Annotated in this window: 17 protein-coding genes; 13 read left to right on the top strand and 4 right to left on the bottom strand. The window is 52.1% G+C overall.

Going from position 1 to position 21,589, the window contains the following annotated elements; genetic code table 11:
• Positions 1–98: 98 nt before the first annotated feature.
• Positions 99–1,487: a mannose-1-phosphate guanylyltransferase/mannose-6-phosphate isomerase gene (locus tag AC3CB2_RS03080; RefSeq protein ID WP_488390222.1), complete on the bottom strand. Its 1,389-nt coding sequence runs from the start codon at positions 1,485–1,487 to the stop codon at positions 99–101.
• Between the two features lie 250 nt (positions 1,488–1,737).
• Here AC3CB2_RS03080 and AC3CB2_RS03075 point away from each other — a divergent pair, with 250 nt between their 5' ends.
• The 12 genes from AC3CB2_RS03075 to AC3CB2_RS03020 all read left to right on the top strand — a co-directional run bounded on the left by AC3CB2_RS03075 (position 1,738) and on the right by AC3CB2_RS03020 (position 16,738).
• Positions 1,738–3,051, top strand: a complete 1,314-nt coding sequence (locus AC3CB2_RS03075) for an acetylornithine deacetylase/succinyl-diaminopimelate desuccinylase family protein (RefSeq protein ID WP_352930935.1) — start codon at positions 1,738–1,740, stop codon at positions 3,049–3,051.
• Positions 3,052–3,071: 20 nt separating this feature from the next.
• Positions 3,072–4,583: an ABC transporter substrate-binding protein gene (locus tag AC3CB2_RS03070; protein ID WP_352930937.1), complete on the top strand. Its 1,512-nt coding sequence runs from the start codon at positions 3,072–3,074 to the stop codon at positions 4,581–4,583.
• Positions 4,584–4,779: 196 nt separating this feature from the next.
• A complete protein-coding gene (locus AC3CB2_RS03065; protein ID WP_352930939.1) occupies positions 4,780–5,727 on the top strand; it encodes an ABC transporter permease in 948 nt (315 codons plus the stop codon).
• On the top strand, positions 5,724–6,608 hold the full coding sequence (locus AC3CB2_RS03060; RefSeq protein WP_054784732.1) for an ABC transporter permease: 885 nt from the start codon (positions 5,724–5,726) through the stop codon (positions 6,606–6,608). Before AC3CB2_RS03065 ends, AC3CB2_RS03060 begins: the two co-directional genes overlap by 4 nt.
• Positions 6,605–8,242, top strand: coding sequence for an ABC transporter ATP-binding protein (locus AC3CB2_RS03055; RefSeq protein ID WP_352930941.1), 1,638 nt, complete (start codon positions 6,605–6,607; stop codon positions 8,240–8,242). The genes AC3CB2_RS03060 and AC3CB2_RS03055 overlap by 4 nt, the downstream gene beginning before the upstream one ends.
• A gap of 73 nt (positions 8,243–8,315) precedes the next feature.
• The gene (locus AC3CB2_RS03050) at positions 8,316–9,014 is read left to right on the top strand and encodes a class II aldolase/adducin family protein (RefSeq protein ID WP_075698135.1); all 699 of its coding nucleotides are present in this window, start codon (positions 8,316–8,318) and stop codon (positions 9,012–9,014) included.
• Between the two features lie 67 nt (positions 9,015–9,081).
• Positions 9,082–10,014 (top strand): ROK family protein, encoded by a 933-nt coding sequence (locus tag AC3CB2_RS03045; protein WP_352930943.1) that lies wholly within the window; start codon positions 9,082–9,084, stop codon positions 10,012–10,014.
• Between the two features lie 72 nt (positions 10,015–10,086).
• Positions 10,087–11,241 carry an acetylornithine deacetylase gene (gene argE / locus AC3CB2_RS03040; RefSeq protein WP_352930945.1) on the top strand — a complete coding sequence of 385 codons (1,155 nt, stop codon included), beginning with the start codon at positions 10,087–10,089 and terminating at the stop codon, positions 11,239–11,241.
• A gap of 286 nt (positions 11,242–11,527) precedes the next feature.
• Complete coding sequence (locus tag AC3CB2_RS03035) at positions 11,528–13,690, top strand: anthranilate synthase (protein ID WP_352930947.1); 2,163 nt, start codon at positions 11,528–11,530, stop codon at positions 13,688–13,690.
• A gap of 406 nt (positions 13,691–14,096) precedes the next feature.
• Complete coding sequence (locus AC3CB2_RS03030) at positions 14,097–15,116, top strand: ABC transporter substrate-binding protein (RefSeq protein WP_352930949.1); 1,020 nt, start codon at positions 14,097–14,099, stop codon at positions 15,114–15,116.
• 61 nt (positions 15,117–15,177) lie between these two features.
• Positions 15,178–15,945 (top strand): ABC transporter ATP-binding protein, encoded by a 768-nt coding sequence (locus AC3CB2_RS03025; protein WP_352930951.1) that lies wholly within the window; start codon positions 15,178–15,180, stop codon positions 15,943–15,945.
• The gene (locus AC3CB2_RS03020; protein WP_352930953.1) at positions 15,938–16,738 is read left to right on the top strand and encodes an ABC transporter permease; all 801 of its coding nucleotides are present in this window, start codon (positions 15,938–15,940) and stop codon (positions 16,736–16,738) included. The genes AC3CB2_RS03025 and AC3CB2_RS03020 overlap by 8 nt, the downstream gene beginning before the upstream one ends.
• Positions 16,739–16,784: 46 nt before the next feature.
• Here AC3CB2_RS03020 and AC3CB2_RS03015 read toward each other — a convergent pair whose 3' ends face one another.
• A complete protein-coding gene (locus AC3CB2_RS03015; RefSeq protein WP_352930955.1) occupies positions 16,785–17,246 on the bottom strand; it encodes an SRPBCC family protein in 462 nt (153 codons plus the stop codon).
• Between the two features lie 255 nt (positions 17,247–17,501).
• Between AC3CB2_RS03015 and AC3CB2_RS03010 the strand changes: the two genes are divergently transcribed.
• Positions 17,502–18,152 (top strand): peroxiredoxin, encoded by a 651-nt coding sequence (locus AC3CB2_RS03010; RefSeq protein WP_352930957.1) that lies wholly within the window; start codon positions 17,502–17,504, stop codon positions 18,150–18,152.
• An 81-nt stretch (positions 18,153–18,233) separates the two neighbouring features.
• Here AC3CB2_RS03010 and ilvD read toward each other — a convergent pair whose 3' ends face one another.
• Positions 18,234–20,081 carry a dihydroxy-acid dehydratase gene (gene ilvD / locus AC3CB2_RS03005; RefSeq protein ID WP_352930959.1) on the bottom strand — a complete coding sequence of 616 codons (1,848 nt, stop codon included), beginning with the start codon at positions 20,079–20,081 and terminating at the stop codon, positions 18,234–18,236.
• A gap of 190 nt (positions 20,082–20,271) precedes the next feature.
• On the bottom strand, positions 20,272–21,573 hold the full coding sequence (locus tag AC3CB2_RS03000; protein ID WP_352930961.1) for an NAD(P)/FAD-dependent oxidoreductase: 1,302 nt from the start codon (positions 21,571–21,573) through the stop codon (positions 20,272–20,274).
• Positions 21,574–21,589: the final 16 nt, after the last annotated feature.

Below are 21,589 nucleotides of genomic sequence, written 5' to 3'. Positions count from 1 at the left end.
GGTAAGCATCAGATCACTGGTAGTGCAGAGACGTGACGCTTTTATCAAACTCCGTTTGAATGTGTTTCGTTACCCACCAAACGGTTTTCAAATTCACGTTATACTCGCAGGATATCATCCTCGGCGATGTATGCGCCGGACTGGACTTCGATCATGCGAACCGGGATTTTTCCCGGATTTTGTAGTTTGTGCCTTGCTCCAAGCGGGACAAAGACGGACTGATTTTCTGAAATCAGCTCATCTTTCCCATCAATGGTCACTTCCAGCGTCCCACTCACAACAACCCAGTGCTCTGCACGGTGGATGTGGCGCTGCAGTGTCAGGCCTTTACCAGGTTCGATCATCATGGACTGCACACGAAAGCGCTCGCCTTCTGAGATACGCTCGCTCCATCCCCATGGGCGATAAACGCGGCGGTGCTGAACAGTTTCAGGCCGGTTTGCCTTGTCCAGTTGCTCCACCACCTTCTTCACGTCCTGCGCCTTATCTTTTGCGGCGACGAGGAGTGCGTCCTTGGTGTTGACGACCATGACATCTTCCAAGCCGACAACGCTGACGAGGGCATCTTCAGAATAAACGAGGCAATTTTTGGACTGTTCGAAGATCGCGTCGCCCAAAGCGGAGTTTCCCTCATCATTCTTTGCCATGGACTCCCAGATTGCAGGCCAAGAACCCAGATCACTCCATCCCGGATCAGTGGGAACGCAGGCAACATTCTCTTCATTTTCCATGATCGCATAGTCAAAGGAGATATTGCGCACCTGTGCGAAGGCTTCTTCTTCCAGTCTCAAGAAGTCCAGATCGTGCCTTGCATTCTCAGAGGCCTTGGCCACCTGCTCCCAGATATCAGGGGCATGCTTTTGGAAAGCATCGCGCATGGCAGCAGCTGAGTACATGAAGATGCCGGCGTTCCAAAGGTAGTTGCCGTCTTTGAGGAACTCCTCTGCGGTTGCCAGGTTCGGCTTTTCGACAAAGGCATCGACCTTGCGGACAGACTCACTGCCCTCGCATAGCTTAATGTAGCCGTAACCGGTGTTGGGTTCGCTTGGCTCGATACCAAAGGTCACGATCTGCCCAGCATCAGCAGCAGTATGCGCAGCTTCTACAGCGCACAGGAACTCTTTATCATCAGCGACCAGATGGTCTGAGGGTAGCAGCAATACGATGGCGTTTTCATCTGTCTGTAGTGCCATAAGAGCTGCAAGAGCTGCTGGTGCAGCGGTATTACGTCCGCATGGCTCCAGCACGATGGCCTGAGGCTCAATACCGAGTTCTGCCATTTGCTCGCCAATCAGAAAGCGGTGGTCCTGATTGGAAATGACCAGAGGGGCACAAAACTGCTCAGAACTGACGCGTTCGCATGTCTTTTGAAAGAGGCTTTGTCCTGAGAAGATTGGCAAGAATTGTTTTGGCCTTTCTCTACGGGACAGAGGCCAGAGGCGAGATCCAAACCCACCCGACAGAATCACAGGTGTGATTTTGCTCATGCTATTGCCAGTCATATTTTCAGGATCACTTTCAAACAAACGAATAGTCTATTCGTAAACTTAGAAGGTGCAGGCAAAAACCCTCAAAACACGTGGAGTTTCAGTGTTCCACACATTCTCTCGAAAATAATTAAGGTATTTTACCAGTCTCTTTATCGTCAACTTACCTAGTACTTTTCAGGGGTATTCAGTCGATTTGGGACGGGTCACGATATTCGTTAATTCATTTAAGCATTTGATTGGGGGGACAATGCGGGATGAACTCAGGCAATCTGTCGAGAGCAAAGTAGAGGAGCTTGTGGCTCTGACACGGGATTTGATTGCGTTTCCGACTATCAATCCTCCCGGAGAAGCTTATCGCCCCTGTGCCGAGTTCATTGGGGAGCGCTTGAGGCGCAAAGGCTTCCAGGTTGGGTATGTCAGAGGTGAAAGCACCCCTGGCGACTCTGATCGTTATCCGCGTATCAATGTCATCTGTCGCTATGAGGGACGCGGCCCCGGGCCTTGCGTTCATTTCAACTCACACATTGATGTGGTTGAAGTTGGATATGGCTGGACGGTTGATCCATTTGCAGGGGTTGTCAAAGACGGTAAGGTCTTTGGGCGTGGAGCCTGCGATATGAAGGGCGGCTTGGCTTCTTCCATTATTGCTGCTGAATCTCTGATTGAGTGTTTCCCTGAGTTTTGCGGTGCGATTGAGATCTCAGGCACTGTTGATGAAGAGTCTGGCGGGCTTGGCGGCGTGGCTTATCTCGCCAGACATGGATACTTTTCCAAGCCTCGCGTTGATCACGTAATCATCCCGGAACCACTGCATAAAGATCAAGTTTGCCTCGGGCACAGAGGTGTGTGGTGGAGTGAGATCGAGACTCGCGGCTCCATTGCCCACGGCTCAATGCCGTTCCTAGGAGACAGCGCAATTCGTCACATGGGGGCGTTTTTGAATGTGCTTGAAAACGAGCTTTACCCCGCACTCAGCAAAAAACAAACACAAATGCCGGTTATTCCTCCCGGCGCCCGATCATCTACGTTAAATATCAATTCGTTACATGGCGGGCAGGATGAAGGACATGACGGTCTTCCCTCCCCTTGTGTTGCAGATAGCTGCCGCATCGTACTGGATCGTCGCTTCCTGATTGAAGAGCCTTTGGAGGACGTGAAACAAGAGATAGTTGAAATATTAGAAAATCTGCGTAAAACACGTAGAAATTTCGAATATGAACTTAAGGATCTCCTTGAAGTTCTCCCTGTGATGGCCGACAAAGACTCCCCAGTCGCGCGCGCAGTCGCAGACGGAATTAAAGACGTGCTTCAAAAGGATGCATCATATGTGGTCTCTCCGGGGACATATGATCAGAAGCACATAACACGGCTTGGCCACTTGCACGATTGTATTGCGTATGGCCCAGGCAAACTTGAGATGGCGCACAGGCCGGACGAATTTGTTGGAATCGAGGATCTCGTAGACAGCGCAAAAGTAATGGCACTGGCGGCGTACTCTCTTCTTACAGAGCCTGATGCAAGCCCAATAACAAGAACACAGTCTGATCACGTGCACTCTTAAAGTATAAGGGACGGAATGGAATGCATGCAAAGTCATTAAAAAGTCGGCTGCTTTGCCTTGCTGGAGGCGCGGCCCTCGTCCTTGCAGCACTTACAGGTGCGCACGGTTCTGCTGAAGCCAAATCATCCCTGTCTTTGGGAATGGTACTCGAACCTCCTCATCTTGATGCAACTGCAGGCGCAGCTGCTGCAATTGATGAAGTGGTTTATCAAAACATCTTTCAGGGCCTGACACGTATCGGCCCGGATGGAAGTGTTCAGCCTTCTCTCGCCAAATCCTGGGATGTGAGCGAAGATGGGATGACCTATCGCTTCCACCTGCAAAAGGGTGTTGTCTTCCATGATGGAACACCGTTTTCAGCTGAGGACGTCAAATTTTCCATTGATCGCGCACGGGGGGAAGGCAGTGTGAATGCTCAGAAGCCTTTGTTTGCAGCGATTGATGAAGTAGTGGTGATTGATCCGGAAACCGTTGATATCAAGCTCACCACACCAAGTGGCAATCTTGCTTATAATCTGGCTTGGGGTGACGCCGTTATCGTTTCTCCTAAATCAGCCGAGAGTAACAAAACGAAACCGATTGGCACCGGACCATTCAAGTTCGATCGCTGGATGAAGGGGCAGGAAATCCGCATTTCCCGCTTTGATGGCTATTGGGGTGATCAACCTCAGCTGGATAAGGCGTCGTTCCGTTTCATCTCTGATCCCAATGCTGCTTTTGCAGCCATGATCTCCGGCGACCTTGATGCGTTCCCAACCTTCTCTGCCCCGGAAACGATTGCTCAGTTTGAAGCTGATCCACGCTTTGAAGTTGCGATTGGGACCACTGAGGGTGAAACCATCCTAGCGATGAACAACACCCGCGGCCCACTCAAGAACAAGCTTGTCCGTCAGGCTATTTCTCACGCGATTAACAAGCAGGCGCTGATTGATGGGGCGATGTTCGGTCTGGGTACTCCGATCGGCACGCACTTTGCGCCGCACCATCCTGCCTATAACGATCTGACGGGGCTTTATCCTTACGATCCAGTAAAAGCGAAAGAGCTTCTTGCCAAGGCTGGTTATTCTGATGGCTTCAGTGCGACACTGAAATTGCCTCCGCCAACCTATGCGCGCCGTGGTGGTGAATTGATTGCATCAGATCTGAAGAAAGTTGGCATTGATCTGAAGATCATTCCGGTTGAATGGGCGCAGTGGCTTTCTGAGGTATTCAAAGAGACCAACTACGACTTCACCATCGTCTCTCACGTTGAGCCAATGGATATTGGTATCTATGCGCGTGAGAAGTACTACTTCAACTACAACAGTGACGCCTTCAAGAATGTGATTGAAGAGCTGAATGTGACAGTTGATGAAGAGAAACGTTATGAGCTTTTGAAACAGGCTCAGCAGATCATCTCTGATGATGCAGTGAATGTGTATCTGTTCCAGCTGGCGAAGTCTGGTGTTTGGAATGCCAATGTGAAGGGGCTTTGGCGCAACTCTCCGACACCGGGCAATGACCTGTCGCAGGTTCACTGGGCAAATAACTAAAATCACCTAGCAAATACACGTAGATATTTGCACAGGGCTGCGGTTGCAACCGTAATCACAGCCCTTCTCAATTGCTATTCCAGACCAATTGGTTTAAGCGATTTCAAACCGATAGTTACTCTAGCGGTAACCCTTTTCTCTCATTGTACAATTTGCTTGTGCGACGCAAGTTTGATTGGTTTTGCGGATTTGTCGAATGCTCTGGTTCGCGTTCCTTCGCCTCATAGGCTTACTGACAACTCTATTGGCCGCAAGCCTCGTAATCTTCGTTGTGCTTGAGGTTATTCCCGGTGATCCGGCAGAAGTGATGCTTGGGCTGAACGCACAGCCTGATACGCTGGCAGCGCTGCGTGCCGAACTGGGTCTGAATGCACCTGTCACCACCCGCTATATTAATTGGGTGCTTGGCATGCTGCAGGGCGATTTCGGGATCAGCTATACCTACTCCGTTCCAGTTGCAGAACTCATCGGAGAGCGCATTCAGATCAGCCTTCCACTGGCTACTGGCGCTCTGATCCTCTCTACAATCATCGCAATCCCAATCGGCGTCTATTCAGCGCGGTATCATGGCAAGGTCATTGATACGGGCATCATGTCTGCAGCGCAGATTGGTATTGCGATCCCGAACTTCTGGATCGCTATTCTTTTAGTTTACGTATTCGCGATTGTGCTGCGTGTGTTGCCATCGGGCGGTTTCCCCGGTTGGGAAGTGAGCTTTTTTGGCTCATTGCAGGCGCTGATACTGCCTGTTGTGGCTTTGGCCTTGCCGCAAGCCAGCATTCTGGCTCGTGTGATGCGTTCCGCTCTGCTGGATGTACTGCATGAGGATTATATCCGCACCGCGCGCGCTAAAGGCCTTTCCAACAAAGCCACGCTTTGGCGCCATGGTGTGCGAAATGCTCTTATTCCGGTGCTGACCATTCTTGGCCTTCAATTCTCCTTCCTGATTGCGGGTACTGTTATCATTGAGAACCTGTTCTATCTGCCTGGACTGGGACGTCTGATTTTCCAAGGCATCACTCAGCGTGATCTCATTGTTGTGAAAAGCAGTGTGATGCTGCTTGTTGCTCTTACCATTTTTGTGACGTTTCTCGTCGACATCGCCTATGCAGCCATTGATCCAAGATTGAGGCGACGAGTATGAATCAGGAACTTCCAAGCTACCCGTCGCTTGCTACCTATGATGAAATCTCCATCTGGAGGAAGGCTCTGCATAGTCGTTCCTTTCTGATTGGTGCCTTCCTTGCCATCGTTATATTGATAGCTGGCGTGCTCTCCATCTTCTGGACGCCTTATGCAATTGATGTTCTGAACGTTGCCAACCGCCTGAAGCCAATGAGCTCTGAGTTCTGGTTCGGAACAGATCAGTATGGCCGCGATATCTTTTCGATGTTGATGGTGGGTGCGCGCACCTCCATCATTGTGGCTTTGATTGCCGTTGGCATTGGTATGCTGATTGGTGTTCCGCTAGGACTACTTGCAGCCGCACGCAAAGGACTGCTGGAAGAACTGGTGATGCGCACCAATGACCTTATCTTTGCGTTCCCTTCCCTGCTTTCCGCTGTTCTAATCACCTCCATTTTTGGACCAGGTACGATCAACGCGGTGATCGCAATCGGCATCTTCAATATTCCGGTGTTTGCACGTGTGGCCAGAGGTGGTGCGCTATCCCTTTCAGGCCGTGAATTTTTGCTTGCTGCCCGGCTTTCCGGCAAGAACTCCTTCTTGATCACGCTGGAGCACGTTATTCCGAATATCGCTAATCTGCTGATTGTGCAGGCGACCATTCAGCTGTCACTGGCGATTTTGTCGGAAGCCGGACTTTCTTATCTTGGTCTGGGCACACAGCCGCCGATGGCGAGTTGGGGTCGTATGCTCTATGAGGCGCAGACCATGGTCGCGTTTGCACCACAACTGGCACTTTATCCGGGCTTTGCAATTATCTTCTCTGTACTTGGCTTCAACCTGCTGGGTGATGGCCTGCGCGATCTGCTGGATCCCAAAATGCGGAGGAGAGTGGCATGACCTCTGTCTTTTCCGCGACAGACCTTTGCGTTTCCATTGGTGACAAGGCGATCTTGCGCAATGTGAGTTTCTCGCTTGAGCAAGGCAAAATTCTTGGTCTTGTGGGCGAAAGTGGCTCAGGTAAATCTATGAGCGCGCTCTCCGCCATGCAGCTGCTGCCAGAAGGTGCCAATCAGATCGGTGAGCTGATGTTTGAGGGCAAGAACCTCACGCGCGCGACCGATCCCGAGATGACCCACATTCGTGGCAAAGACATCTCCATGGTGTTTCAGGAGCCGCTGACAGCCCTAAATCCGACACGCACCATTGGTGAGCAAGTGTCTGAAGGGTTGCGCTGGCATCTTGGCCTTTCCCGCAAAGAAGCGATGGAACAGACCATTGACGTTCTGGAGCGTGTTGGTCTTGGCCTTGAGTACGGATTGATTGATCGCTTTCCGCATCAGCTCTCCGGTGGTCAGCGGCAGCGTGTGGTCATTGCAATCGCGATTGCTTGTAAGCCAAAAGTTCTTATCGCCGATGAGCCGACAACTGCACTGGACGTGACCGTTCAGGCGCAGATCCTGACATTGCTGAAGGACATCGTGAAGAAAGAGCAGATGGCAATGCTGCTCATTTCGCATGATCTGGCTGTTGTTGCGGATATGGCAGACAATGTGGCGATTATGAAGGATGGTGTGATTGTTGAACGTGGTCCAACCTGCGAGTTGTTCGACAATCTCTCCCATCCGTACTCCAAGAAGCTGTTTGAGGCCTCCAACCACGTGCCGGTGCCACGACAAGAACCGGTTGATGAGGTTACACAGCCGCTGCTGAAAGTGAGCAATGTGCTGCGCGAGTATCCGCTTCCGCGCGCCAGCTTCTTCACCCGTCGGCAATGGCACCGTGCAGTTCAGCATGTGTCCTTCCATGTGGCGCCCCGTCAGAGTATGGGGCTGGTGGGCGAGAGTGGATGTGGCAAGTCCACATTGGCTCGCACCATCTTGGGCCTGACGCCACCTGATGGCGGGCACATTCAGTTTCTGGGGCAAGACCCCTATTCTGTTTCTCGCAAAGACCGGCAAGATCTTCAGCTTGGTATTCAGGCCGTCTTTCAGGATCCGTATGGCAGCTTTGATCCACGCCATACCGTTGAACGCACAGTAGGCGAGCCATTGCACCTGATGCGCAAGGAGCTGTCCCGCATACAGCGCCGGAAACGGGTCCATGAAGTATTGGAGAGCGTTGGGCTTACCTCCGCTGATGCAAACAAGTATCCGCATGAGTTTTCAGGTGGTCAGCGCCAGCGTATTGCGATTGCACGTGCTTTGGTGACCAACCCAAGTCTGATTGTGGCGGATGAGCCAGTGTCTGCGCTGGATGTTTCAATCCGAGCACAGATCCTCGATCTGTTTGCTGATCTTCGTGATCGTCTCGGGATGGCGTATCTGTTTATCTCGCACGATCTTTCCGTCGTGCAGGCGATTACGGACCGCGTAATTGTGATGAATGCTGGCCGGATCGTTGAGGAAGGCCCAACCGGAGAGGTCTTCTCCAACCCGAAGCATCCGTATACACGTATCCTTGTTTCTGCTGCGCCTGACCTCAATGAGGCCTTGCGCAGGCGTAGAGAAGAAGAGAGCAAAGATACGCATTGAGCGCTATTGCCTGAGATGAACCGTTGCCGCTAGCCTTGCTCACGTTTTGGCCGCAGCGCACTGGAGAAGTGTTATGACAACAGCTGAAAACCAGCTTCGCCGAGAAATCATTGAGACGGCGCGTGCTTTGCAAAGCACTGGTTTGACACATGGCACCTCTGGCAATGTCAGCGCACGCTGCAACAACGGCATGCTGATTACCCCTTCAGGTGTTCCTTACGAGGATCTGGAGGTAGAGAAGATCGTCTTTATGGATCTGGAAGGCGGTTATTACGGAGATTTTCTGCCTTCTTCCGAATGGCGCATGCATTTGGATATCTACCGTACTTATGAAGCTGCGGAGGCGGTGGTGCATAGCCATTCACCGCGTGCGACTGCACTTTCAACTCACAACCGAGGCATCCCGGCGTTTCATTACATGGTCGCTGTGGCGGGTGGAGATGAGATCAAGTGTGCGGACTATGCTACCTTTGGCACGAAAGCACTCTCAGACGCGATGATTGCAGCTTTAGAAGATCGCCGAGCCTGTTTGCTGGCTCATCACGGACAAATCGCTTACGGCCCATCACTGAACAAGGCATTTGGGCTCGCAGGTGAAGTGGAAGCACTGGCTGATCAATATCTTTCTGCGCTGGTTCTGGGAGAACCTGCGCCTCTTTCTCCAACCGAGATGAAAGAGATACTGCGAAAATTTAAAAGCTACGGCAAACAACTGGATGCTCTGGATGGAGACGACGCGGGCGCGTTTGAAATGCCCCAGCGACGAGACTAAACCAGAGAACAACAATAAATGCAGAGGCCAAGGCCTCATATGCATGTAACGGGGGAATGATTGGAACATGCGAATTGGACTTGACTGGGGTGGCACCAAAATTGAAGCGCTGGCACTTTCTAACGAAGGTGACGAACTGTTTCGCAAGCGTGTTCCAACACCCAAGAATGATTACCAAGGCTGTGTAGAGGCTGTTGTCGGACTTGTTGCAGATGTTGAAGCAGCTACTGGAGAGACCGGCACTGTCGGTATCGGGATTCCAGGCTCCATCTCTCCAAGCACAGGACTGGTCAAGAACGCAAACTCCACATGGATGAATGGAAAGCCGCTCGATAAAGATCTGTGTGATGCTCTTGGCCGAGAAGTGCGTATTCAGAACGATGCCAACTGCATGGCTGTTTCCGAAGCCATAGATGGTGCGGGCGCAGGCTGCGGTGTTGTCCATGGCGTGATCATCGGAACTGGCTGCGGATCTGGCATTGCCATCAATGGCCGCCCACATAAAGGGGCCAATGGTATTGGCGGCGAGTGGGGCAACGTGACCGTACCATGGATGCAGGAAGGTGAGTTTCCGGGACCCTTGAACTGGACCGGACACCACGGTACGATCGACCTGCTTTGCTCTGGCACAGGCTTTCAATGGGATTATGAAAACGCGACTGGCAAGGCTTTAAAAGGTCTCGAGATCATTGAGCTCATGCGCTCTGGTGATGAAGCTGCCATGGGCACTTATCAGCGTTATGTGAGCCGTTTGGGCCGCGCGCTGGCAATGGCTGCCAACATTCTGGATCCAGATTGCTTTGTGCTGGCGGGTGGCATGTCCAACGTAGATGAGATCTACAAGGATCTTCCAGCTGCAATGCGTCCTTACATTTTCTCCGACGGGTATGATTTTGATATCCGCAAGGCCAAACACGGCGACAGTTCTGGTGTTCGCGGTGCCGCCTGGCTGTGGGGTAAGGGTGAAACAACGCAAGGGCAGGTCAACGAAAGCTCGTAAACGTACTTTTCCTAATGGATTTCTCTTTCTATAGTCGGTTTTCACGATTCTGATTTCCCGAAAGAAATTTCCATGACAATGAAAAGCCAAGAAGTCCTTGCAAAGCTGGTTAGCTTTGACACGGTCAGCGCAAAAACAAATCTCCCCCTGATTAAGTGGATCGAAGAATATCTGACTGATCTGGGGGTGTCCTCCTTCACTCTGCCAGACGAGACCGGCGAGAAAGCGAGCTTGTTTGCGACGATCGGTGGTGATGGGCCAGATGGTTATGTTCTTTCAGGCCATACAGACGTTGTGCCGGTCGCAGGTCAGGACTGGACTACCGACCCATTCACCCTTCGCGAGCGGGACGGTTTGCTTTATGGCCGTGGTTCCTGTGACATGAAAGGTTTTGTTGCCTGCTCTCTGGCTAAAGTGCCGGACATGCTAAAAGCACCGCTGAAGAAGCCATTCCACCTTATGTTCTCTTATGATGAGGAAGTTGGATGTATTGGCGTCCAGCCTATTTTGCATAAGCTTGCCGGTGATGACTTCAAGGCTGAGGCGTGCTTTGTTGGTGAGCCAACTGAAATGCAGGTGGTTGTCGCGCACAAATCCAAATCTTCCTATCGCGCAGTATTTACAGGTCTTTCCTGCCACTCTTCCCTCGCCCCACACGGTGTGAATGCAGTGCACTATGGTGCCCGACTGGTCACAAAACTGGAAGAGATGGCTCGCAAGCTGGCTGCTGGTCCAAGCGATGCGCTTTATGATCTGCCCTTCTCCACCGCCCACACTGGTGTAATCAAGGGTGGTACCGCTCTCAACATTGTACCTGAGCATTGTGAAGTGATCTTTGAGTTCCGCATGCTGCCTTCTGAAAGCACCAAGGCGTGCATGGACGAAGTTGAGCGCTATGCTTTTGAAGAGCTTCTGCCGGAAATGCGCAAGGTATATCCTGAGGCCAACATCGAGTTTATTCCATTCTCCGAGATCCCGGGACTGGATACGGACGTTGAAGCAGACGTGACTGTTCTGGCAAAGAAACTGGCAGGTCGTAACGACCATGCCAAAGTTGCTTATGGAACCGAAGCTGGCCTAATCCAGAACATTCTCGATATCCCTACCGTTGTTTGCGGTCCGGGCAATATCGAACAGGCTCACAAACCTGACGAGTTCATCAAAAAATCCGAACTCGACAAATGCGACGCCTTCCTCGATCGCCTAATCAAACACGCTTGTGCGTAGCGATTAAACGAGGCCACTTCACGAAGGGGTGAAGTGGTCTTTCGCTTATTGGTGGGTGCAATTTTGTTTCAGGAGTTGCACCTCTTCGCTCCTTAGGTTATGAAAATCGCATGATGACTATGCAAGCTCAAAACATGCTGTGGTGGTGGCGCCGGTGACGGTGGCTGATCACGCATGTCTTGAAGACCTGTAATTTCCAAGCCGCCGCATTCCCTGCAGGCGGCTTTGTTGTATCTACCGCCTCGCAAACATCGGAAACTGGTGTGCACGACCCGGAGGATTGACCATGCCGATCACGGCAGAACGGACTTATAAGAGCAAAGGCGGCGTTATCATCCGCCGCAAAAGCCGCAATGCTGATTATGCCGCTGGTACAAGCGAATGGATGGACAGACTGGATCGCCAGCGCGGTGCAGTTCTCTCCTCATCCTACGAATATCCGGGCCGCTACACACGCTGGGATATGGCTCTGGCCAATCCACCGCTGCTGATTGAATCCAATGACCGCAAGATCACCATTCAGGCCCTGAACGAGCGTGGCTGTGTACTTATGCCAGCTGTTACAGGTGCTCTGGAAGGCCATGAAGATATCGCAGAGTTTTCTGCGGATGAGTACCGTATCGATCTGTCTGTGAAGACACCAGACCGTGCTTTTTCTGAGGAAGAGCGTTCCCGTCAACCGTCGACCTTCTCAGTTGTTCGCACGCTGGTTGATCTATTTTCCTGTGATGATGATCAGCTCGGTCTTTATGGTGCGTTTGGCTATGATCTGACCTTCCAGTTTGAGCCTATTAATCAGAAACTGCAGCGTCCTGATGATCAGCGGGATATGGTGTTGTTTCTGCCAGATGAAATCCTGATCGTTGACCACTATGGCCGCAAGGCTCACGTGCTTGAATACGATTTTGAGTTCAACGCCAAGACCACGGATGGTCTGCCGCGTGATGGCGAAGAAACTCCGTATAAGCCAGCGACTGAAACACCAGGACGTGGTGATCATGAGCCGGGTGAGTACGCTGATCTGGTCCGTTCTGCGGTTGATTACTTCAAACGAGGTGATCTATTTGAAACCGTTCCGGGACAGGTCTTTTACGAGCCTTGCAATAATCCTCCATCTGCTGTTTCCCGACGTTTGCAGCAGATCAATCCATCTCCGTATTCGTTCTTCATCAACTTAGGCAATGCTGAGTACCTCGTTGGTGCATCACCAGAAATGTATGTGCGTGTAACTGGTGGTCGCCGTGTTGAGACCTGTCCAATTTCCGGCACCATCCGTCGAGGCAAGAACGCTATTGAGGATGAAGCGCAAATCCGCAAACTGCTGAACTCCACCAAGGATGAAGCAGAGCTGACCATGTGTTCTGATGTGGACCGCAACGACAAGAGTCGGATTTGCGTGCCTGAGTCTGTTCGTGTCATCGGACGTCGCCAAATTGAGATGTACTCCCGTCTGATCCACACCGTGGACCATATTGAAGGCACCTTGTTGGATGGTAAGGATGCGCTGGATGCCTTCCTTTCCCACACATGGGCTGTGACTGTGACCGGTGCGCCGAAGCGGTGGGCCATGCAGTTTATTGAGGACCATGAGAAGAGCCCGCGCGCATGGTATGGTGGTGCGATTGGTGCTGTGCTGTTTAACGGCGACATGAACACCGGTCTGACCTTGCGCACCGTGCGCATCAAAGAGGGTGTCGCTCAGATCCGCGCAGGTGCGACTTTGCTTTATGATAGCATTCCTGAGGATGAAGAGGCCGAGACCGAACTGAAAGCATCTGCAATGATTGCTGCGGTTCGTGAAGCAGGCCTGGCACTGACATCTGAAGAAGAAGTGGTCAAAGCCAAGCCGGGTAAGGGCAAGAAGATCCTGCTCGTGGATCATGAAGACAGTTTCGTTCATACCCTTGCGAACTACTTCCGCCAGACTGGCGCTGAGGTTGTGACCTATCGTAGTCCGGTGCTAGATGAAGTGTTTGATCGGGTTAATCCAGATCTGGTGGTTCTCTCCCCTGGTCCGGGCTCGCCGAAGGACTTTGATTGTACAGCAACCATTGAGCGGGCGCGTGCTCGTAAACTGCCGATCTTTGGTGTTTGTCTTGGCCTGCAAGCGTTGACAGAAGCGTTTGGTGGTGAGCTTGATCAGCTGGATGTGCCGGTTCACGGCAAGCCATCTCTTGTCTCTTTCACGCATAACTCCGTGCTGTTTGATGGCTTGAGTTCTCCTGTGACGGTTGGTCGTTATCACTCACTGTTTGCTAAGCGTGATGTGTTGCCAGAGTGCTTTGAGGTGACTTCAGAGACCAAAGACGGTGTGATTATGGCGATCGAACATAAGAGCGAGCCGATTGGTGCTGTTCAGTTCCACCCAGAATCCATCATGTCACTGGATCAGGATGGTGGCCATCAGATCATCGAAAATGTGATGACCAAGCTTCTTACAAAGGGCTGAAGCTGATCACAGATCAAATTGAGTTCATCAATTGGACTCGATATGAGGCCGGAGATGAATAATCACTTCCGGCCTTTTTACTAGAGTTTTGTGCAGATGGTTTATCTGAATGAAACCTTGAAGCATCTTTGGCTAAGTCTTCTCGAATTTGCAGCATATAAATGCGCAGAGTTGCGAGAGCGAACCTATTCAGATTGAGAATATTGCAAGTCTCAGGTGTGCCGGGTTGCGTTATATGATTAATCTATGCACGATTGAACTGGTTGACGCGGTTGTCTCTTATAAAGATCGGGCAACTGCATTTGATTTATTCCTGCGTGTTACTGCCCGAAGACAGATTGCCACTTTTCGGGAAACGCTTTGATTGACGAGAGTTTGCTCTCACCGTTCACTTAAGAGGATAGAGATGAAAGTACGCGGTATTTTAAGCGGCGTTTTGATGGGCGCAGCAGTTCTGACCGGAACGTTTGCGACCACAGCATCAGCAGAAGAGAAGATCACCGTTGGCGCCCTGCGCTTTACTTCTCATGCCGCAAATTTTGTTGCATTTGAAAAAGGTTACTTCAAAGACGCTGGTCTGGATGTAGAATTCAAGTTCTTCCAGGCGGCACAGCCAATGGCGCTCGCGATTGCATCTGGCGACGTTGATTTTGGTCTTACCGCAATTTCCGGTGGTCTGATCAGCCTTGCAGACAAAGGTGCTGTGAAGGTGATTGGTGGGGCGCTGCAGGAAGAAGATGGCATTGATGGCCAGATGATCCTTGCTTCCAAAGCAGCCTTTGATGCTGGCCTGAAAACCCCTGCAGACCTGAAGGGCAAAAGCTTTGGTGTGACCACTGCCGGTTCTTCTTTCCACTACATGGCGCACAAGATTGCTGACAAGGAAGGTTTTGAGCGCAAAGACATCAAGATCCGTCCGCTACAGAAAGTTGGCGCTGTGATTGGTGCGCTTAAGAGCGGTCAGATCGATGCATGGTCCATCGTCCCGCACATTGCCAAAGGTCTGGCAAAGTCTCCTCAGGTGGAAATGATCGGCAAAGTGTCTGACTATGTGCCGAACTATCAGGTGACCACAGTTTTCACCTCTACGAAAAACACCAGTAACAATCCTGAGCTGGTTAAGACCTTCCTTGGCGCTTACTCCAAGGGCGCGGCAGATTTCAATGCGGCTCTGGTTGATAAATCCGCAGGTGATGCTGCTGCAGAAGACATGGTGAAGCTCATTCACAAGTACGTTTATGCAGATCGCCCCTATGAGAAAGCTGCACCCTCCATTCGCAACGGTGCGATGCGTCTGAATGAAGGTGCTGCTCTGAACATGGCGAGTGTTGAAGATCAGCTCAATTGGTTCAAGAGCGAAAAGCTCGTGCCAGCTGGCGTAACACTCGACAAGCTGGTTGACGCGAAGTTCGTCGAAACCTTCTAATCCAACAAGGGTATTGGCCGTTATCGGGCAATACCCCTTCCCCATAATCCGGTTGGATTACATGCAAATTTCCATTGAAAATCTTAGGCACTCCTACGGCCCTGTCGAGGTGCTCCAAGACATCAATCTGACTTTTGAGCCCGGTGAGATCGCCGTGATCATCGGTCCTTCAGGCTGTGGTAAATCGACCCTATTGCGCTTAATGGGTGGGCTTGAAGAACCGAGCCAAGGCGCTGCTTACATTGCCGGGCAAGTGCCTGAGGGCTCTCTCAATCCCCTCACCTACATATTCCAGGACTTCGCATTACTGCCCTGGCGTTCGGTAGCAGGAAACATCTCTCTGGTTCTTGAAGACCACAAGCTGCCGAAGAAAGAGTGTGAAGCTATCATCACCGATGTGCTTGCACGCACCAATCTTTCTGAGTTTCATGATGCCCTTCCTCGCCAGCTGTCTGGCGGCATGAAGCAGCGTGTGGCCATTGCACGAGCCCTTGCCGTACGCCCGGCTTTTTTGCTGATGGACGAGCCGCTATCAGCTCTGGATAGCCAGACTCGAGAGTTGCTGATGGATGATCTGGTTGATTTGTGGGCACGGGAGAAGTTCTCTGCCTGCTATGTGACCCATAATTTGGCTGAAGCTGTACGTCTCGGACACAAGGTGATCGTACTCTCGCGCCGCCCCGGAAAGGTGCGTGAGGTGGTTCAGATTGACATGCCACTGGAACAACGGCGCGAACGGGCACCAGAGCTGGAAGATATTCAGCAACAACTCTGGCACATGATGCGCGAAGAAGCTCTGGCAGCAGACAGGGAGCTTGCTGATGTCTGATCAGTTCAATCGCAGAAAAGTTCCGTTTCGCGGTGGTGGCTTCAAGCCGCGGCCTATCCGCTTTGTTGCGCCCTTTGTGTTTCTCGCTCTGGTGCTGTTCTGGGAGTTTGGCTCCCGCACTGGTTTGATCAGCAATCTGTTGTTACCGGCACCTTCTGAAGCCTTTCAGGCATTTCTGGATCTCTATAACTCCGGGTTGCTTTGGAAGCATGTGAGCACCAGCCTTTACCGTCTGGTCTTTGGGTGGAGCATCGGAACAGCGCTCGGCATTCTGGTTGGCTTGCTGATTGGGTTGTTTTCACTGGCACGAGCCAGCTTGCTGCCACTTACATCAGCTTTTTTTCCTATTCCAAAGATCGCCTTGCTGCCGCTCTTCATCATCTGGTTCGGCATTGGCGAGGGCTCCAAAGTCGCAACGATTCTGTTTGGCACCTTCTTCCCAACTGTTATCGCTACCTATGGCGGCGTTGATAATGTGGAGCGTGGGTTGATCCGTATGGGGCAGTCCTTCGGGATGAGCTGGCTTTCTATTGTCAGGAAGATCATCTTGCCGGGAGCTTTGCCAGCGATCCTTTCGGGCGCGCGCATTTCTGCCAGTATCGCTATCATCCTGCTGGTAGCAGCAGAAATGATCGGTGCCGAGTACGGCATTGGTGCCTATGTTCTAATGGCAGGATCTTTGTTTGCGACCGACCAGCTGATCGTCGGCGTGGCTATGCTTTCCATTCTAGGGCTCTGCGTGAGCTGGCTGATCGGAAAAGCTGAAAAAGCCTTGTTGAGCTGGCGGGGATAGTCACTAGAAGAGAACCTCGCTGGAGATGACAGCGAGGTTTTACATGCTACTCTGCACTCGCGTTGCACGCATCTTTGAAGTGATGCTCGAACACACTCACCCAGCCGTTGTTGTAGCTTTCACGCATTGTGGAGCCGATTTCGCCGAGCTTCTCCCAGTCGTGGTGGCTCAAGACGACTTTCGCCCCCTCACCATCCTTCTCGAAAGTTACGTCGACACAGGTCGCCATACTTTCAGGATTGTTGATGTGCCATAGGATTGAGAGTGCTTTAGGTGGTTGAAAGAGCTTGATGGTGCCCCAGTCATGACGTGTACCATCACCGGCAATTTCATAGAGCTTGCCGCCTTCTTTTTGCTCGCAGAAGACATCTGGCAGCTCTCCGCCTCTCATTGCTGTGACCGAATGAGTTTGTGTCGGCCACCATTTGCTAAAGTCACCAATGAAAACCTCAAATGCCTTTTCCGGAGTGCAGTTCACTTTGATCATTTTCACCACTGGCGTGATCATTCTCATCTCCTGTTGAGCGGCAATTTCATTGGTTTAGCCTATCCAATGCCTTTGCAAGCCATAGTCTGCCTTAGATTTTCATCCGCAAGTTGTCAAACTAGGAGGCCTTCTGCCAAAACTCAATGATGGCCTGCTCTTGTAGTTTGCCTCTATTGTTTCGCGGAAAACTAATCTGAAGGAAGATAGTGGCGGGCCGAAAAAAGGCATATTGCGGTCTTATCTCAGTCCAGATGCCATATCAGAAGAGGACAAGTCATGGTTTTGCGCATAAACGATACGATCCCTAATTTGACCGTTCCTACTGATCATGGAGAGATCAATCTGCACGATTGGGTCGGTGACAGCTGGGCGATCATTTTCTCTCACCCCAAGGACTTCACCCCGGTTTGCACCACGGAGTTTGGCGCAGTTGCCCAGTTGGGTGACGAATGGGCCAAACGAAATACCAAGGTTCTTGGTGTTTCCGTTGACGGTGTTGAGGACCACAAGAAGTGGAAAGTCGACATTGAGGCCGTTGGCGGCAGCAAACCTGATTTCGCGATCGTTGCGGATGCGGGGCTTGAGATGGCAAAGGCCTTTGACATGTTGCCTGCAGAATACGTTCTGCCAGATGGCCGAACACCTGCAGATTCAGCAACCGTACGCTCCGTTTTCATCATCGGGCCTGACAAGCAGGTCAAGCTGATGATGACCTATCCGATGACAGTTGGCCGCAACTTCGCAGAAATCCTTCGCGCTTTGGATGGGCTTCAGATGTCCGCCAAAGGCGTTGCAACACCTGCTGACTGGACAGTTGGTGAAGATGTCATCGTACCACCAGCCGTCACTACAGAGGATGCTGAGAACAAGTTTGGTGCTGTCAAAACCGTTCTGCCGTATCTGCGGTATGTGAACGCTCCGAGTTAAGCACTCGAATTTTGAGTTTAAAGAAAAAGCCCCGTGGAGCAGAACTCCACGGGGCTTTGATTGTTCAGTGTTGCTTTACGCTTAGTCGACTTTGCGGACCGCGCCTTTTGCTGCGCTGGTTGTCATAGCAGCGTAGGCTTTCAGTGCAGTAGAGACCTTGCGGGTGCGCTTTTCGGCAGGCTTCCAGGCATCTTTGCCTTTGGCTTCCATTGCCGCACGGCGGGATGCAAGTTCTTCATCAGAAACGCGCATTTCGATCTTGCGGTTTGGAATATCGATATCGATCATATCGCCTTCTTCCAGCAGACCAATGTTACCGCCTTCCGCAGCTTCCGGTGATACGTGGCCGATGGATAGACCAGACGATCCACCAGAGAAGCGACCATCAGTGACCAGCGCACACGCTTTGCCAAGGCCTTTGGACTTGAGGTAGCTGGTTGGGTACAGCATTTCCTGCATGCCCGGACCACCGCGTGGACCTTCGTAACGGATGAGAACGATGTCGCCCTCTTTCACCTTGCCGGTCAGGATTGCGCTTACAGCTGTATCCTGAGATTCAAAGATGCGGGCCGGACCGGAGAACTTGAGGATGCTCTCGTCAACGCCTGCAGTTTTAACGATACAGCCGTCTTCAGCGAGGTTGCCGAAGAGAACAGCCAGACCGCCGTCCTGAGAATAGGCGTGCTCTTTGGAGCGGATGACACCGTTTTCGCGATCATCATCAACGCCTTCTTCATAGCGAGAACTTTGAGAGAACGCGACTTGCGTTGGAACGCCGCCCGGCGCTGCGGAGAAGAATTCGCGCACGCTAGCGCTGTCTGTGCGTTTGATGTCCCAGCGCTCCAGAGCTTCTGCCATATCTTTCGCGTGGACAGACTTCACGGAGGTATCGATCAGGCCTGCGCGGTCGAGTTCGCCCAAAATGCCGAGGATACCACCTGCGCGGTGGACGTCTTCCATATGAACGTTTTCAACGGAAGGGGCGACTTTACAGAGGACTGGCACCTGACGGGACAGACGATCAATGTCGTCCATGGTGAAGTCAATTTCACCTTCCTGAGCAGCAGCAAGCAGGTGCAGAACGGTATTGGTGGAGCCGCCCATGGCGATGTCCATTGTCATTGCGTTTTCAAAAGCTTTGAAGTTTGCAATGTTGCGCGGAAGAGCATTTTCGTCGTTCTGTTCGTAGTAGCGCTTGGCCAGGTCCACGATCAGGTGGCCTGCTTCGATGAACAGACGTTTCCGGTCTGCGTGTGTTGCAAGCGTGGATCCATTGCCCGGAAGGGACAAGCCTAGAGCTTCAGTCAGACAGTTCATGGAGTTCGCGGTGAACATGCCAGAACAGGAACCACAAGTCGGGCATGCGCTGCGCTCGATGCTCTGAACATCGCTGTCAGAAACACTGTCATCGGCTGCGGCGATCATTGCGTCGACAAGGTCAACTTTGCGTTTTTCACCGTTTGCGAGCGTTACTTTGCCCGCTTCCATCGGTCCACCGGACACAAACACGGTTGGGATGTTGAGGCGCAAAGACGCCATCAGCATGCCTGGAGTGATCTTATCACAGTTGGAAATACAGACCATGGCATCAGCGCAGTGTGCGTTGACCATGTACTCAACGGAGTCTGCGATCAGTTCACGAGATGGCAGCGAGTAGAGCATGCCGTCGTGGCCCATCGCGATGCCGTCGTCGACTGCGATGGTGTTGAACTCTTTTGCGATGCCGCCGGCCTGTTCGATTTCACGAGCGACAAGCTGACCGAGGTCTTTCAAATGCACGTGGCCAGGCACGAACTGCGTGAAGGAATTTACGACAGCAATAATCGGCTTGCCGAAGTCACCTTCCTTAACACCGGTTGCACGCCACAGACCTCTGGCGCCTGCCATATTGCGGCCGTGTGTGGATGTGCGTGAACGATAGTTTGGCATTGAAAACCCCAATCTGGCGAAATGTTATCTACGCGTTGCGGTATAGTTAGTTTTATCGGACTAATTTGGCAACTTTTCTTCAGCTTACACCACTAAAGAGAAAAAGAGTACCCGCCGGTACGCCTCTCCCCTTCTGTTCGCTTGAGCATTTCTCGGGTGTCGTCTGCCGGTGCCTCAAGTCTTCCTGCTTTTAGAAGCGGTTAAAGGCGAAACTGGAGAGGTCGTGCCCCGCCGGTTTTCCTGTGAGCACATCCGCCATAAGCCGCCCTATGGATGGGCCGATTCCAAATCCGTGACCAGAAAAGCCCGTTACAATGTGCAGGTTCTCCTGAGCAGGTGCCCGATCGATGACGGGCAGGAAGTCCGGCATTGCATCAATGAGGCCGCCCCAAGCTGATTGGAGTTTGGTTCCTTTGAGCTGCGGAAAACGGTCTGCAAGAGCGTGTGTCAGTGCCGCGAGTTCCTTTTGATCCGGCTTGGAGTTTAGAACACGCATGGCTTCAAATGGGGTTGTGTCTGCTCCGGTCCAACGGCGCTTTTGCATCCAGTGGTCCGGATAGTTCTTCGGTGACCATGGTTTGATGCTGGTGCCCTTCAGGTTCTCCGCCATGTTTGGCAGCCACTGTTTCAGAAAGCGGAAGGAATCCAAGCCGATGTGGTGGGTCTGGTTGTTCTTGTGAGCCAGCGTGTAACCGCCATCCTGACGGCGGCGCATGGCGAAGGTGTTGTCTGAGGCGTTGGCAGGGAAGACATCCGGCATCGTTTCGGTTGCAGCCACTGTCAGCTCTACGGAGAGCTGTGGCAGCTTAATACCTGCGTTGGCTGCAAACAGAGAGGACCAGGCCCCTCCTGCCAACATCACCTGACCTGCTTTGATCTCGCCTTGCTCTGTTACAGCACCAACAACGTTGCCCCCGGACTTCACCAGCGTGCGGACCGCTGTGTTTTCGCAGATGACAGCTCCGAGGCGTTGCGCGGCTTTGGCGATGCCCAGTGTCGCTTGTCCGGGTTCAGCGCGGCCATCACTGGCGGTGTGCATTCCACCAATCCAGCGACCTTCCTTGCCTTTGATGTCTTCGTGGACTTGCGCTCTTGAGATCATGCAGGTGTCCAGGTCGTACTTCCTGCCCAGCTCAACGAACTTCTCGAAGTTCTCTAGATCTTCATGCTTTTCAGCAAGATAGTAGACACCTGTTGCGCTGTAACCCAGATCTTCACCAGTCTCTTTGCTCAGCTGCGCCCAGAGGTGGCGCGCTTCGATGGAAAGAGGAATTTCTGGCTCATCCCGGCCTTGCTGGCGGATCCAGCCCCAGTTGCGGCTGGACTGCTCACCCGCTACGCGACCCTTTTCGCAGAGAGTAACACTGACGCCTTTCTTCGCGAGATAGTAGGCAGTGCAAACGCCAATGATGCCTCCACCAATGATAAGCACGTCGGTTTCCTGCGGCTGCTCATCATGGAACTGCTGCGGTGTCTTTTCTGAATAAATCACGTCACTAACTCAAGAA

Source organism: Pseudovibrio sp. SCP20 (genome assembly GCF_057774105.1).
The sequence above is the reverse complement of the archived record's forward strand: the minus strand, read 5'-3'. Positions and strand labels throughout refer to the sequence as shown.